Genomic DNA, 15,901 nt, shown 5'->3' on the forward strand with positions numbered 1-15,901 from the left:
TTGTTTGACATTAATAAATTTTGGCAACATTTTAATACAGAAATGCGTGAACATTTTAATGAAGTTGCATATAATGCCTGGTTTAAAAATACCAGACCAATTTCTTATAATAAAGAAACTCATGAATTAAAAATTGCCGTGCAAAATCCTGTAACTAAAGGATATTGGGAAAAGAATTTAGCTTCACAATTAATTCAATCTGCATATGGCTACGCTAATATTGAGGTTATGCCTGTCTTTCAAATTGAGGGCGATCAAAGTACTGAGCGCATTGTAACGCCTAAACCAAAAAGTGAGGCAATGTCCGCAAATTCACGGCCGCAAATGGAAAATGCCTTTGTTCGTAACCTTAAGCTTAATGAAAAATATACTTTTGATAATTTTGTTCAAGGCGAAGGCAATAAGCTGGCAGCCGGTGCAGCATTGGCAGTGGCTGACAGTCCAGGTAGTTTTTACAACCCTCTTTTTATTTTTGGCGGTGTAGGTTTAGGTAAAACACACTTGATGCAGGCTATCGGCCATCAAATGCTAGCAGAACGGCCTAATGCCAAGGTTGTCTACATCCAAAGTGAAACTTTCGTTAATGATTTTATAAATTCAATCAAAAACAAAACGCAAGATCAATTTCGCGCTAAATATCGAACCTGCGACTTATTACTAGTTGATGATATTCAATTTTTTGCTAAAAAAGAAGGTATTCAAGAGGAGTTCTTCCATACTTTTGAGACCCTTTATAATGACCAGAAACAAATAGTCATGACAAGTGACCGGCTGCCTACCGAAATTCCTGATTTGTCAGAAAGGCTGGTATCAAGATTTACTTGGGGTCTGCAAGTAGAAATTACCCCACCAGACCTGGAAACAAGGATTGCAATCTTACGTAAAAAAGCCGAAGCCGAAAATTTAATAATTGATGATAATACACTCGATTATATTGCTTCTCAAGTTGACACTAATATCCGTGAACTTGAAGGGGCTCTGGTGAAAGTACAGGCACACGCAACAATTGAACACGAAGATATCAATGTCAATCTGGCTCGTGAAGCATTGGCTGATCTCAAATTAGTCCAAAAAAACCAAGGTCTGCAAATTTCTAAAATTCAAGAAGTTGTTGCCAATTATTTCCAAACCTCAACTTACGAATTAAAAGGGAAAAAGCGGGTCAGACAGATTGTCGTTCCAAGACAAATTGCTATGTATTTATCCCGTGAATTAACTGACTCCAGCCTTCCTAAAATTGGACAGGAGTTTGGCGGTAAGGATCATACAACTGTGATGCATGCTTATGAAAAAATTAGTCGTGAAATTAAGACCAATTCTGACATCAAGACCGCTGTTTTTGATTTAAAACAAATGCTTGACCGCTAAAAAGTTATCAACTGTGGATAAATAACGGACTTGTACACATCTTTTTAACCGCAATAATTACGTTATTTTAAGGCTATTGTATCTTTTCAACAGAAATCACAGGACCTACTAATACTACTAATTAAATATATAATTAATATAAAGGAAATAGACAAAATAACAGGAGGCACCAAATGAAATTTACAGTTAACAGGAATCTTTTTTTAGATAATTTAAACAATGTAATGCATGCCATTTCATCCAGAGCAACTATACCGATTCTTAGCGGTATCAAGCTAAATTTAACGGAAACGGAATTACTTCTCACTGGGAGTGATACTGATATTTCAATTGAAATCAAAATACCAGTTAGTGAAGACCTGACCGTTGATTCAACCGGATCAGTCGTTTTACCGGCAAGATTTTTTAGCGAGATTATCAGACGGTTACCGGGAAAAGAATTTTCTTTGGAAGTTAAAGAAAGTTTCCAAACGCAAATTATTTCTGAAAACAGTGAGTTCACTATTAACGGCTTAGATGCTAATAACTACCCAAGATTACCGGAAATTCCAGACGAGTCCTCTTTTGTTATTTCGGGAAAAACTCTTCGGGAAATTATTAATGAAACCCAATTTGCGGTTGCAACTCAAGAAAGTCGCTTAGTTCTGACTGGTGTCCACTTCACCTTTAGCCCTGACAAAATTCATGCAGTAGCAACAGATTCACACAGGTTGTCCAGTCGTGCTTTGACTTTAGAAAACGGACCACAAACAAAAACAGACTTAATCATTCCGGGAAAGAGTTTACTGGAACTTGCACGTATTATCGGAGAAACTGATCCGGAGATTAAAGTTTGTCCGGGTGAAAATCAGGTACTCTTTGAAATTGGCAACATTCTGTTTTATTCACGTCTACTTGAAGGCAGCTATCCTGATACTGAACGCTTGATACCCACTGACAGCACAACAACTGTAGAATTTGACTTACTGGAGCTTTCAAGTGCGCTTGATCGGGCAAGTTTACTGACACATGCAGGACGCAATAACGTAGTTGATTTGACACTGGACACTAAAAAACAAAGTGCCAAATTATCTGGTGAATCAGCAGAAATTGGGAATGTTGAAGAAGATGTTAGTTTTAAGAAACTTGAAGGTGAGAATTTAAAGATTTCCTTTAATCCTGATTATTTGCGTGATGCGTTAAAAGCTTCGGTGACTGATTCCGTTATTATGGATTTCACGCAACCATTGCGGCCGTTTACTGTAAATCCAGATAAAGCCGACATTAATTTTGTTCAGTTAATTACACCGGTGAGAACTTTTTAAGTTATCATTCTTAATAAAAAGAAAAAGTCATCAACTGATGGCTTTTTTTCTGACCAAATTTTTATAATCGAACAAAAAAGCATGCTGGTTTATTTTTAGTGTCATTCACTATGAAATGTTTATTTTAAAAAAATCCGTTTATATGGCTTTATATGGGCTTTTAGTTGTTTTTTGCTTGTGAAACGAATATACTTATTATAGGTAGTTAATGGTGTGAAGGTGGTTATGATCAAAGAATTTAAAGTAACAAGCGAATATATTACTCTGGGTCAGTTTTTAAAAGAAGAAAGTATTGTTTCTTCAGGTGGACAGGCTAAATGGTATCTGCGAGAAAACCCAGTTTTACTGAATGGGATCAAAGAAAATCGGCGTGGTAAAAAATTACACCCTGGCGATATGCTAGAAATTGCTCACGAAACTTATGAATTGCGGTAGCTGTGGATGTATCTCAAGCACTTTATTGCACAAAATTACCGCAATTTGCAGCAATTTGAAGTTGACTTTGATCCCAATGTCAATATTTTTATAGGTCAGAACGCGCAAGGCAAAACTAATTTACTTGAAGCGATCTATTTTTTGGCCCTAACTCGTTCTCATAGAACCAGTAATGATAAAGAACTAATCGCTTTTGGTAAGGACTATGCCAATGTTTCTGGTCACATTTATAAAAGTCAAATTGATCTATCTTTGCGGGTTTTAATTACCACTAAAGGCAAGAAAGTTTGGGTTAATCGGGTTGAACAAGCGAAATTATCCAAATATGTGGGACAATTAAACGCTATTTTATTTTCTCCGGAAGATTTAGACCTGATTAAAGGGGCACCCAACTTAAGGCGGCGATTCATGGATCAGGAGTTTGGTCAAATTAGTGCCGAATACCTTTATTTTGCAGGCAAGTATAAGCAGGTATTGCAACAAAAGAATAATTATTTGAAACAATTGGCCAAGGGTGAAGCGCATGACACCATGTTTTTGGAAGTTTTGTCGGATCAACTAGCCGGTGTTGCGGCAGAAGTAATAGTCCGCCGCTTTCAATTTTTAAATTATTTAGATCAATATGCTCAAGATGCTTACGCTCACATCAGTACCAGCGCTGAAAAGCTGGAAGTAACTTATCGACCATCGGTAAAAGAAATAACTGCAAGAGATAGCGTCGAAGAAGTTTATCATAAAGTGTTAGACAATTTTCAAAAAAATCAAAGAATTGAAATTCTCAAAGGCACGACCTTAAGCGGTCCTCACAGGGATGACATTGAGTTTGAACTTGATGGTAAAAACGCTCATTTATATGGCTCTCAAGGACAGCAGAGGACAATCGCGCTTAGTATTAAACTGGCTGAGATTCAGCTTGTGCACCAGTTAACTGATGAATATCCGTTATTATTACTTGATGATGTCATGAGTGAGCTTGACCATAACCGCCAAAGTGCCTTACTCAATTACATTCACGGTAAAACACAAACATTTATTACGACGACAGATCTTGAGGGTATTTCCTGGGAAATAATTAAGAAGCCGAAAATATACCGCATTAAATCTGGACAAATTTATTTAGAAGAGGGGAAATTGCATGGCAGATAGTAACAAAGAAAATCTTAAGCAAATTAAGCAATATGAAAAAGAAGCCGATAAATATAATGCCAGTCAGATTCAGGTCTTAGGCGGACTTGAAGCAGTTCGTAAGCGTCCAGGAATGTATATTGGTTCTACCAGTTCTCAGGGGTTGCACCACTTAGTGTGGGAAATAATTGATAATGGTATCGACGAAAGCTTAGCCGGTTTTGCCAGCAAGATTGAAGTTACAATTAATGAGGATGGCAGTGTAACTGTTCAAGACGATGGGCGTGGTATTCCGGTCGATATTGAAAAAAAGACGGGTCGACCAGCTCTTGAAACTGTTTTTACTGTCTTACACGCTGGTGGTAAATTTGGTGGTGGCGGCTATAAGGTATCTGGCGGTTTGCACGGAGTCGGTGCTTCTGTCGTGAATGCTTTATCAACTAAGCTAGATGTCACAACAATGCGTGACGGTAAAAAGTATTTTATTGATTTTAGCCGTGGCCGTGTAGTTGATGAAATGAAAGTAACGGGGACTGTGCCTTTATCTGAACATGGTACCATAGTACACTTTTTCCCAGATCCAGATATCTTTACTGAAACCACTTCTTTTGATGACAAGATCCTCAAAAACCGTATTCGTGAACTGGCCTTTTTAAATAAGGGCTTGAAATTAACATTTACTGATAAACGCAAAGACAGCGCGGAAACAGATGTTTATCACTATGAAGGTGGTATTCAGGAATATGTTTCGTTCTTAAACCGCGATACAGAAGTATTATTTGATGAGCCGATCTATGTAGAAGGTAATGACAACGATATTAACGTTGAAGTATCTTTGCAATATACAAAAGGCTATAAAACAACATTAATGACTTTTGCTAACAATATCCATACCTATGAAGGTGGGATGCACGAAGCAGGGTTCAAGACAGCCTTAACACGGGTAGTTAATGATTATGCTCATAAGACTAAGCTGTTAAAAGATAGTGATGATAATCTTTCCGGAGAAGATATTCGGGAAGGGATGACAGCTGTCGTATCAGTAAAGCACCCTAACCCGCAATTTGAAGGTCAGACTAAGACTAAATTAGGCAACTCTGATGCTCGGACAGCTGTAGATCGTGCTTTTTCTGAAACTTTCAATCGCTTCTTAATGGAAAATCCGCAAGTTGGTCGGAAAATTGTTGAAAAAGCCCAACTGGCTGAACGTGCTCGGACAGCTGCTAAACGTGCGCGTGAGGTAACTCGTAAAAAATCAGGTCTGGAAATTGCTAACTTGCCGGGTAAATTAGCTGACAACACCAGTAATGACCCCAGCATTTCTGAATTATTCATAGTTGAGGGTAATTCTGCTGGCGGCTCTGCCAAGCAGGGACGCTCAAGGCTGACTCAAGCTATCTTGCCAATTCGTGGTAAAATTCTGAACGTTGAAAAAGCGTCAATGGATCGTATTTTGGCTAACCAAGAAATTCGTTCACTTTTTACGGCTTTGGGAACCGGCTTTGGTGCAGATTTTGATGTTTCTAAGGCTCGCTACCACAAATTAATCATTATGACAGATGCCGATGTCGATGGCGCCCACATTCGGACACTGCTTTTAACCCTCTTTTACAATTACATGCGTCCGATGATTGAAAAGGGCTACGTTTATATTGCACGTCCACCTCTATACCAAGTACGCCAGGGAAAAGTGGTCAGATACTTAGATACTGATGAAGAACTGCATGACTATTTAGGTAGTCTGCAGCCAAGTCCTAAACCTTTGGTACAACGGTATAAGGGACTGGGCGAAATGGACCCAGAACAATTATGGGATACAACCATGAATCCTGAAAATAGGAGACTCGACCGTGTCAGTCCGGAATACGCTAAAAATGCCGATGAGGTCTTTGAATTACTGATGGGAAATGAAGTAGGTCCGCGGCGTAATTTTATCGAGACTAACGCTAAATACGTTGAAAATTTGGATGCATAGGAGGTTTAAATGGATAACGACAATCAAGGTCAGGATCATAGAATAAGAAACGTTGATCTGACCAGCGTAATGAATAGTTCATTCTTAGATTATGCCATGTCTGTTATCGTGGCGCGGGCTTTACCCGATGTGCGCGATGGCTTGAAGCCGGTTCAGCGCCGGATTCTTTATGGCATGAGTGAACTAGGTGTTACACCAGATAAACCATATAAAAAGTCAGCCAGAATCGTGGGAGAAGTTATGGGTAAGTTCCACCCTCACGGTGATTCCTCAATTTATTTGGCGATGGCCCATATGGCACAAGATTTCAGTTACCGCTATATGTTAGTTGACGGCCACGGTAATTTCGGATCTGTTGATGGCGATGAGCCGGCCGCAATGCGTTATACTGAGGCGCGCATGAGCAAAATTGCCGTCGAAATGTTGCGCGATATCAATAAAAATACTGTTGATTGGCAGCGTAATTACGATGATTCTGAAAATGAGCCAGTAGTATTGCCTGCCAGAATACCTAACTTATTAGTTAATGGTACAAGTGGTATTGCCGTTGGTATGACGACCAACATACCGCCTCATAACTTGTCAGAGGTGATTAAGGGTCTGCACATGTTGATGAACAACCCTGATGTCACTACTAAAGAATTGATGAAGGCAATTCCGGGTCCAGATTTTCCTACAGGTGGTACTATCATGGGTCGCGGTGGCATTTATCGGGCCTATGAAACTGGGCGCGGCAATATTGTTGTTCGCGCTAATACTAATATTGAAACCGAAAAAAGCGGTCGTGAAAGAATAGTCGTTACTGAGTTGCCATACTTGGTTAATAAAGCTGAGCTGGTTAAGAAAATTGCAGACCTAGCGCGAGCTAAGACTATTGATGGTATTACTGGTGTGCGTGATGAATCAGATCAAACAGGGATGAGAGTCACAATTGATATTCGCCGTGATGCCAGTGCCAGTGTTGTGTTAAATAATTTATTTAAATTGACGCAGATGCAGGCCAACTTTGGTATGAACATGGTGGCAATCGTTGATGGCGCACCGCATTTTCTCAGTCTCAAGCAGATGCTGCAATATTACTTGGAACACCAAGAAGATGTTGTTACCCGTAGAACTAAATTTGAATTAGCCAAAGCCGAAGCTAGAGCACACATTCTCGAAGGTCTGCAAATCGCCCTTGACCACATTGATGAGATTGTCCATATCATTCGTCAGAGTCAGTCAAGTGATATTGCTAAGGCTGCTTTAATCAGTCGTTTTGGTCTTGATGATAAGCAATCACAAGCGATCTTAGACATGCGGCTGGTACGGTTAACCGGTCTTGAGCGTGACAAAGTTGAAGCCGAATATAAAGAGTTACAAGCCAAGATTGCTGATTATAAAGACATTTTGGCAAAACCAGAGCGCATTAATGAAATAATCTATAATGAGCTGCTGGATATTCAAAAACGTTTTGGCGATGCTCGCCGAACTAAGATTGGCGCTAGCGAAGTTGTCTCAATTGAAGATGAAGATTTAATTGAAAAGCAAGACGTTTTACTGACATTAACTCACAGCGGCTACATTAAGCGGATGCCTATTACCGAATTTAAGACTCAAAATCGTGGTGGTAAAGGTATCAAAGGCATGGGCGTTAAAGAAGGCGACTTTATTGCCAACCTGATTTATTCAAGTACTCATGATATGTTGCTGTTCTTTACCAACAAGGGCAAGGTTTATTCAAAGAAAGCCTATGAAATTCCAGAATTTGGTCGTACTGCTAAGGGTCTCCCAATAGTCAACTTACTGCAACTGGAAAAAGGCGAGAAGATTCAGACTATCGTTAATATTCCTGAAGATGCGGATGACCAGTACTTATTCTTCATTACGAAAATGGGGACCGTTAAACGTACTCATGTCAGTGAATTTGGCAATATCCGCAACAGTGGCTTAATCGCATTAACCCTGCGCGATGGTGATGAGCTGAATAATGTCTTGGCTACAGACGGCAAGCAAGATATCCTGATCGGTACCCACTTAGGTTATGCTGTGCGCTTTAATGAGCAAACTGTTCGGTCAATGGGACGGACAGCTGCAGGTGTTCGGGGAATTAATTTACGTGAAAATGACTATGTTGTTGGTTCTGGTGTCGTTAAAAATAATGATGAAGTCTTAGTGATTTCCGAAAAGGGCTACGGTAAGAGAACAGCAGCTGCTGAATATCCGACAAAGGGTCGTGGCGGTAAAGGGATTAAAACTGCAAACATTACCCAGAAAAATGGTCCACTTTCAGGCGTGACTGTGATCGATGGCAGTCAGGATATCATGGTTATCACAGATGATGGTATCATGATCCGCTTTAAGACAAAGGATGTTTCTCAAACTGGGCGCAGCACTCTCGGCGTGCGCTTGATCAAGATTAATGACAACAATAAAGTTGCCAGTCTGGCAATTGTTCCGGCTGAAGAGGACCAGGAAGTAGCTGCTTCTACAGAAAATGCAGAAGAGCAAGACTAATTAAGAAACAAAAATATTTAAAAATTATCAGATTATTTTACGTACATATTAAGTAAGGAATGAAAATTTCTTATTGGATCACGTAAAGATAGTTTGGTAATTTTTTGTTTATGTGCTAGAATTAGAGATTGCGAGTAATAAACTTCATTACTCCTTGTTCTTGATTTTTAGCAAGAACCATTTAGTCCAGAAGGAGGTGCACTAGTATGACAACTACTAAGTATGAAATAACTTATATTATCAAGCCTGATATTGATGAAGAATCAAAGAAAGCATTGGTTGAAAGCTATGATAAGGTTATTACCGATAACGGTGGTACGATGGTTGAGTCAAAAGACTGGGAAAAGCGTCATTTCGCATATGAAATTAATAAATATCGTGAGGGTTTATATCACGTTATGACTTTCACTGCTGATAACGCTGATGCAGTTAACGAATTTGACCGTTTGTCCAAGATTGATACTGCCGTTCTACGTTCAATGACCGTCAAAGTTGGATAATTAAGAACAAAAACGTTATCGTTTTCGTGATTTAGGAAAGGGAGGACCTAAAGTATGATTAATCGAGTTGTACTTGTTGGCCGTTTAACACGTGATCCTGAATTACGTACTACTGGGAGTGGAATCTCGGTTGCTACGTTTACTCTTGCTGTAGATCGTCAATATACAAACGCTCAAGGCGAGAGAGGTGCAGATTTTATCAGTTGTGTCATTTGGCGCAAATCTGCAGAAAATTTCTGTAATTTTACGTCTAAAGGCTCACTTGTTGGTATAGATGGCCGAATTCAAACCAGAAGTTACGATAATAAAGACGGGCAAAGAGTATATGTAACAGAAGTTGTCGTTGACAACTTTGCATTGCTTGAATCACGTAAAGATCGTGAAGCCCGTGGTCAAAATGGTGGTTACACACCAAATAACAATGGCAATTTTGGTAATCAGAATACCAATAATACTCCTAATATGGGGGCTTCAAATCAGAATAACACTGCTAATAATGGTCCGGATAATACTCAAGATCCATTTGCAGGTTCAGGCGATACCATTGATATTTCTGATGATGATTTACCATTCTAAATTAACAGAAAGGACCTAGGATATGGCTCAACAAAGAAGAAGCGGCGGCGCTCATCGTCGTCGTAAGGTTGACTACATTGCTGCCAACCATATTGATTACGTTGACTATAAGGACGTTGATTTGTTGAAACGTTTTATCTCTGAGAGAGGTAAAATCTTACCACGTCGTGTCACTGGCACCAGCGCTAAGAATCAACGTAAAGTAGCTAAGGCAATTGAAAGAGCTCGCATTATGGGCTTGTTGCCATTTGTTACTGAAGACTAAAAAACAAAAACTCTGTTAATGCTTGAAAAGCAGTGAGCGGAATTATTGATAAAGACCTTGAAATTACGATAATTTTGAGGTTTTTTATTATGCATAAATTATCTAAGCAAGAATAAAAGTAACTGGTTAAATTTTGACAGTTAAAGAGAGTAAAAAGAACCAAAAAAGTAATGATAGTTCAAACCTGAACCTTGTGGAGTTTCTTATCTAGTGAATACAATGTATAATAATAATGATGTATTATACATTATTTTAGGAAGGACCTTACATGAAAGATTTTTTACGTAAGCTTGAATTTCCTGCTTTTATTAAAGATTCTAGGCTGACGGCTTCAGTCATTATTATCTTAGCGCTATCGCTTTTGGGCAGCATCGTTGCGATGATCATGAACCCATTATTTGGCTTGGCTATGGTCTTAATCTTTATTTTAACTGTGGCATGCGTCGGTTATGGTGCATATATCTTAGCTGGTAATGCAAACAATTTTGCTGTTAGTTTATCTTATCGGATTAAGCGTAGCGAGCAAGAAGCAATGATTAAGATGCCCCTGGGCATTTTACTTTACGATAAGGATCATCAAATTCAATGGGCCAATCCGTACCTGCAGCTTTATTTAAAAAATGAAGACCTGATTGGACATACAATTGCATCCGTTGATCCTGAACTGGATAAGTTAATTAATGAATCCTTAAAGGCTAAAACTGCTGAAAACCATGTAGTTAATTGGGATGGTCATCAATTTGAGATGGTTATCCAAGACAACCTGGGCGTGGTTTATTTACTGGATATTACGCGTTACGCTAAAATAGAAAAACGATATAAAAACGAATTATTAGCTATTGGACAGATTTTTATTGATAATTACGATGAGTTGAGTGAAACCATGCATGACCAGGAATTGACTGCTACTAGTGCATATGTTCAGAATACTCTGAGTGATTATGCTAAAAACTTTAACGCTTACCTTAAACGCATTGATGAAGATCACTTTTTATTATTACTCCATATGCAAGATTTAGCTAAAATGGAAAAAGATAAGTTTTCTGTTTTGGATAAAATGCGTTTAGAAACAAGTCGTAACAATACACCGTTAACTTTGTCAATTGGAATTGCTTTTGGCAGCAGCTTAATTACTGAATTAGCTGACCAAGCGCAGTCTAACCTTGACTTGGCGTTAGGCAGAGGCGGGGACCAAGTTGTTCTTAGTCAACCCGGTAAAGCAGCTCGTTTCTATGGTGGTAAATCGAATCCGATGGAAAAGAGAACCAGAGTTAGAGCAAGGATGGTTTCACAGGCGATTAGTGAGCTGTTCAAAGAAGCAGACCGCGTTTTTGTAGTTGGTCATGCCAGCCCTGACATGGATTCGGTCGGTAGCGGTATTGGCGTTGTTAAAATTGCCCGTTTGCATCATGTAAAGGCAAATTTTGTCTTAGATGTCAATAAGACCAATTATGATGTCAGCCGCTTAGTTGCTAAAATGGAAAAAGTAAAGGGAGATAATGATATTTTTATCGCACCTGGGGATGCGTTAGAAGCACTGACTGACAAGTCTATGTTGGTTATGGTTGACCATTCAAAATATTCTATTACTTATTCCAAAGAATTATATGAGCAATTAAGAAATAGAATTATTGTCATCGATCATCACCGTCGCGGTGAAGAATTCCCTGAGAATCCAATGCTGACATACGTTGAACCTTATGCCTCATCTGCCTGTGAGTTGGTAACTGAAATGGTAGAGTACCAACAGCCAAGTTCAGGTAAGCGGGTTTTAACCGACCTTGACGCTACAGCGATGCTAGCGGGAATTACAGTTGATTCCAAGGAGTTTTCGCTGCGTACCGGCACTCGGACATTTGATGCTGCCAGTTACTTGCGGTCAATTGGTGCAAGTACAATGGGTGTCAGCGAGTTGCTAAAAGAAGATATTGCTAGTTTCTTGCAGCGCACCCGGCTGGTCAGCAGCTTGAAGATGATCAAGCCTAAAATGGCGGTCTTATGTGGACCCGATGATAAGGAAATTGACCCTATTATTACTGCCCAAGCTGCAGATACGGCGCTTGATTTAGAAAATGTCGAAGCCAGTTTTGCAATTACCAGACGGAATAAGGATACAATTGGTATATCTGCTCGTTCAATGGGTGATATCAACGTTCAGCTTATTATGGAAAAGCTTGGCGGCGGCGGACATTTGTCTAATGCTGCTACCCAAATTAAAGGGATATCTGTTAAGGAGGCACTTGCTAAATTGATGGATGCAGTGGATACTTATGAACAAGAAAATGAATAAAAGGAGAGCACAATGAAAGTTATTTTTACTGAAGATGTTAAAGGCCATGGCAAACGCGGTGATGTTAAAAACGTTCCTGATGGTTATGCCCAAAACTTTTTATTTAAAAGAGGTCTAGCCAAAGCTGCAACTAAAGCAAATATGCATACTTTGGCAAGAGTGGCTGCTAACGAAAAGGCGGCATATGAAACAGAAAAGGCTGAAGCAGAAAAGATTAAGTCTGAACTGGAAAAGGATGAAACAGTAGTTAACTTCAAGTCTAAAGCCGGTTCAGATTCCAGACTGTTTGGTTCAATTTCTGGTAAAAAGATCGTTGAAGGCTTAGAAAAACAGTTTGGTATTAAGATAGATAAGCGCAAATTAAACCTGCCTGAACCAATTAAATCCTTAGGATACACGAATGTGCCGGTTAAGTTATTTAAGGGCGTAGAAGGTAAAATTCGCGTTCATGTTACCGAACAGGATTAAACTGTAGTTGAATTCTGAAAAAAGTGGGCGTAAGTAATGGATAATATTGTCTCACAGCAGATACCGCATGATGATGAAGCGGAAAAAGCCGTTCTAGGTGCAATTTTTATTGATCCTGCTGCCATAGCTGATGCCAGTGCAGAGGTTCAGCCAGAAGATTTTTATAAAAGAGCAAATCAGTTGGTTTTCCAGGCTATGCTTGATTTATCTGACCGTGAGGATGCAATTGATCCGTTAACGCTGCAGGATGAACTGACTAAGAAAAATCAGCTTGATGATATTGGTGGTATAGCTTATGTTTCCGAGCTGGCTATGGCCACGCCGACGGCTGCTCACGTCACTTATTATGCTAAAATTGTTCACCGTAAAGCTTTATTGCGGCGCCTGATTTCTGCCAGTCAAAAAATCATTACGAATGCAATGCAGGATTCCGATGATGTCACCGACATTTTAGATAATGCCGAAAGTGAGATCATGAATGTTTCGTCGGAAAATAATGCCAATGGTTTTCGTAATATCAAGGATATCGTTAACTCTACTATTGATGAAATTAACAACATTCCTGAAGACGGCAATATGGTTACGGGTCTGCCAACCGGATTTGTGGAACTCGATAAGATGACTACCGGTTTTCATGATGATGAACTAATAATTGTGGCGGCACGTCCCGGAGTGGGCAAGACTTCCTTTGCGCTTAATGTTGCCCAGTATGTCGGCTTGCATACCGATAAAACTGTGGCAATGTTTTCCTTGGAAATGAGTGGGGAGCAGTTAGTGCAGAGAATGCTGGCTTCTGAAGGTCTAATCAATTCGCAACACTTGCGTACTGGTCAACTGGATGAAGACGAGTGGCCTAAATTAGTCACTGCATCCGGATCCTTGGCAACAGCCAATATTTATATCGATGACACACCGGGAATTAAGATGAGTCAGATTAGGGCACAGTCTCGCCGTTTGGCTAAAGAAAAAGGCAATTTAGGCCTAATTGTAATTGATTACCTGCAGTTAATTGAAGGTCCGCACAGTGAATCACGTCAGCAGGAGGTTTCAGCTATTTCACGGCAATTGAAGAAATTAGCCAAGGAGCTTCATGTACCTGTTATTGCTTTGTCGCAATTGTCGCGGTCAGTTGAGCAAAGGCAGGACAAGAGACCTGTCTTATCTGATATTCGTGAATCCGGCTCAATTGAGCAAGATGCCGACATTGTCTCTTTTCTTTACCGTGATGATTACTATCGCGATGAAGAAGAGGGCGAGGAAAATAAGGAAGTATCGGCTGAAGATGATAATGGCGAAGTTGAGGTTATTATTGAAAAGAACCGTTCAGGTAGCAGGGGAACAGTAAAATTAATGTTTTCTAAACCTTATAATCGCTTTTCTAATCTCGATTATAGTCATGATCAGCCTAACGAATAAGAAAGAATAAAAGCCATGGTGATTTATAGTAAAAAGCTATGGCTTTTTGCTTTTCTATATCTTTTAACAAAAAATAGGGCGTTTTTAATGACAATAATTATACAAAATTGTACTATTAAGGTGTGAATAGAAATTTTTCGCTAATTTTTTGGGAAAGGATCGATTAAGATGGCTGATAAAGGTTTTAAAGATAAAGTAGCTGGCAAAGCTAAAGAAGTCAAAGGCAAAGTTCAACAAGCTGCTGGCGACGTTAAAGATAAGGCACAAGAAGCTACTGAAAACGTCAAAGACAAAGTCGATGACGTTAAGGATAAAATGAAGAATTAATTTTTTAATTAATAAATAAAAAGGAGATTGAGAAGACCAACGGTTTGCTCAATCTCTTTTTTGGGTTACACATGAAACAATTTATCGCAATTTACGGCGAATACTCTCTGGCAATTTTAGATTCGGCCGATCAGGATCATAAAATTCATAGAACACTGGGGCCTTATTAGAATCATTACTTTTAGGATAAAGGTCGTAGTTGCTGGCCATTAAGGGCAAAGTCATATTCTTTTTGTAGGAATTCCAGATATTGCTTAATACTTGAGTTAACAACTTTCGTTCTTGGGGTTCAAGGGATAAAAAGGCACGACCAAAGCGGTAGGTTCCTACTATTTTATTACTAGTTAGTTGGTTTAATTCATCAATGTCATAATTCTCAAAAGCCTCGAAAAGATCAGAAAAGGCATCGTTTCTTTCTTGATCGGGAATCGAATTATTGAAATTAATTAGAGCATGTCTGATCACGCGGCTACTGGAAGAAAGACCATCGGCTAGAGTAAAACTGTCGCGACCTACTGACCAGCGGCGAGGGTCATGCTGGTTGCGCATTGGTACGGTACTTTTGACAACCAGAGTTTGTTCCGGATGGTCAAGCATTGCACCAAAGATTGAATTCTGGGGAATGTAGGTTTTCATTTTAGACATAGAAGAAGTGAAACCAGGACTCGTGTATACCTTATGGAAAAAGCCCGGCCCGTCAAAACTAATCGCCTTGATTACCCGCTTTTGAATTTCAGGCTCAACTGCACATAAAGCAAACTGAGCAAAGTTCCCTCCTTTTGAATGGCCTAAAAGGTAAATTTGTTGATCACTAAATTTATGTGCTATTTCTGTTAAATATTTAGCTGCCACTTCCTGACCATAAATCTCAGGCAGGTAATTCATACCCATATCTTCATTTAAGCCAATCATAGTGCCGTCAGTTCCGCGAAAGACGACAGCAATGGTTTTTGTGTCAATAAGAAAGGTGGCAGCAGTAAATTGTAACGGGTGAGGCTCCTTTTCCAGTCTGTCTGTCCAATCTAGAATCTTGATGTTGCCGATTCTAGGACTTTCCGGTAACAACATAACTTCAGTTGCAGTTTCGGCATACATTTGATGTTGAAAAGAAGACAAGTTCCGCAATTTTTCCGCTACTTCTCCTAGAGTATGGTTGGTAGCAGAACTATCGGCCGGCAAATAGGCAATAGATGACAGCAGTGAAGCATCAACACTATTAAATGGCTTTTCTTTAAAGCTTAAGTCGCCGCGCCAGCGTAAATAATCCAAGGGTCCGGCCATATAAATTCTCCTTTCGTAATAAAAGTTGATATTAATATTGTAGTAAGTTTGTGCAATTTAGATAAAAATAATGCA

At 39.4% G+C, this 15,901-nt stretch carries 14 protein-coding genes; 13 read left to right on the forward strand and 1 reads right to left on the reverse strand.

Annotated elements, in window-relative coordinates:
- The 13 genes from dnaA to F5ESL0259_RS00065 form a co-directional block, all read left to right on the forward strand.
- The coding region (dnaA, locus tag F5ESL0259_RS00005; RefSeq protein WP_233558028.1) for a chromosomal replication initiator protein DnaA at nucleotides 1–1,368 on the forward strand (1,368 nt) is incomplete at its 5' end.
- 173 nt (nucleotides 1,369–1,541) lie between these two features.
- Nucleotides 1,542–2,672, forward strand: coding sequence for a DNA polymerase III subunit beta (dnaN, locus tag F5ESL0259_RS00010; RefSeq protein WP_122037047.1), 1,131 nt, complete (start codon nucleotides 1,542–1,544; stop codon nucleotides 2,670–2,672).
- A gap of 225 nt (nucleotides 2,673–2,897) precedes the next feature.
- Nucleotides 2,898–3,107 (forward strand): S4 domain-containing protein YaaA, encoded by a 210-nt coding sequence (yaaA, locus tag F5ESL0259_RS00015; RefSeq protein ID WP_122037048.1) that lies wholly within the window; start codon nucleotides 2,898–2,900, stop codon nucleotides 3,105–3,107.
- A gap of 6 nt (nucleotides 3,108–3,113) precedes the next feature.
- Nucleotides 3,114–4,253: a DNA replication/repair protein RecF gene (gene recF, locus F5ESL0259_RS00020; protein ID WP_110445321.1), complete on the forward strand. Its 1,140-nt coding sequence runs from the start codon at nucleotides 3,114–3,116 to the stop codon at nucleotides 4,251–4,253.
- Nucleotides 4,243–6,207 carry a DNA topoisomerase (ATP-hydrolyzing) subunit B gene (gene gyrB / locus F5ESL0259_RS00025; protein ID WP_046323977.1) on the forward strand — a complete coding sequence of 655 codons (1,965 nt, stop codon included), beginning with the start codon at nucleotides 4,243–4,245 and terminating at the stop codon, nucleotides 6,205–6,207. The genes recF and gyrB overlap by 11 nt, the downstream gene beginning before the upstream one ends.
- Nucleotides 6,208–6,216: 9 nt before the next feature.
- Nucleotides 6,217–8,703 carry a DNA gyrase subunit A gene (gene gyrA, locus F5ESL0259_RS00030; protein ID WP_122037049.1) on the forward strand — a complete coding sequence of 829 codons (2,487 nt, stop codon included), beginning with the start codon at nucleotides 6,217–6,219 and terminating at the stop codon, nucleotides 8,701–8,703.
- A gap of 206 nt (nucleotides 8,704–8,909) precedes the next feature.
- Nucleotides 8,910–9,203, forward strand: coding sequence for a 30S ribosomal protein S6 (gene rpsF / locus F5ESL0259_RS00035; RefSeq protein ID WP_046323979.1), 294 nt, complete (start codon nucleotides 8,910–8,912; stop codon nucleotides 9,201–9,203).
- Nucleotides 9,204–9,257: 54 nt separating this feature from the next.
- The gene (ssb, locus tag F5ESL0259_RS00040) at nucleotides 9,258–9,779 is read left to right on the forward strand and encodes a single-stranded DNA-binding protein (protein ID WP_046323980.1); all 522 of its coding nucleotides are present in this window, start codon (nucleotides 9,258–9,260) and stop codon (nucleotides 9,777–9,779) included.
- Between the two features lie 22 nt (nucleotides 9,780–9,801).
- Nucleotides 9,802–10,044 carry a 30S ribosomal protein S18 gene (rpsR, locus tag F5ESL0259_RS00045; protein WP_034978630.1) on the forward strand — a complete coding sequence of 81 codons (243 nt, stop codon included), beginning with the start codon at nucleotides 9,802–9,804 and terminating at the stop codon, nucleotides 10,042–10,044.
- Nucleotides 10,045–10,312: 268 nt separating this feature from the next.
- A complete protein-coding gene (locus tag F5ESL0259_RS00050; RefSeq protein WP_122037050.1) occupies nucleotides 10,313–12,334 on the forward strand; it encodes a DHH family phosphoesterase in 2,022 nt (673 codons plus the stop codon).
- A gap of 12 nt (nucleotides 12,335–12,346) precedes the next feature.
- On the forward strand, nucleotides 12,347–12,802 hold the full coding sequence (rplI, locus tag F5ESL0259_RS00055; protein WP_122037051.1) for a 50S ribosomal protein L9: 456 nt from the start codon (nucleotides 12,347–12,349) through the stop codon (nucleotides 12,800–12,802).
- A 36-nt stretch (nucleotides 12,803–12,838) separates the two neighbouring features.
- Nucleotides 12,839–14,218 (forward strand): replicative DNA helicase, encoded by a 1,380-nt coding sequence (gene dnaB / locus F5ESL0259_RS00060; RefSeq protein WP_046323983.1) that lies wholly within the window; start codon nucleotides 12,839–12,841, stop codon nucleotides 14,216–14,218.
- A gap of 168 nt (nucleotides 14,219–14,386) precedes the next feature.
- The gene (locus F5ESL0259_RS00065) at nucleotides 14,387–14,545 is read left to right on the forward strand and encodes a CsbD family protein (RefSeq protein WP_110445323.1); all 159 of its coding nucleotides are present in this window, start codon (nucleotides 14,387–14,389) and stop codon (nucleotides 14,543–14,545) included.
- 81 nt (nucleotides 14,546–14,626) lie between these two features.
- On the opposite strand, the gene F5ESL0259_RS00070 is transcribed toward F5ESL0259_RS00065, so the two are convergent.
- Entirely contained in the window at nucleotides 14,627–15,826 is a 1,200-nt protein-coding gene (locus F5ESL0259_RS00070) for a DUF2974 domain-containing protein (RefSeq protein ID WP_110445324.1), read from the reverse strand.
- Nucleotides 15,827–15,901 lie beyond the last annotated feature (75 nt).

Source organism: Lactobacillus sp. ESL0259 (assembly GCF_003693045.1).
Taxonomy (GTDB): domain Bacteria; phylum Bacillota; class Bacilli; order Lactobacillales; family Lactobacillaceae; genus Lactobacillus; species Lactobacillus melliventris.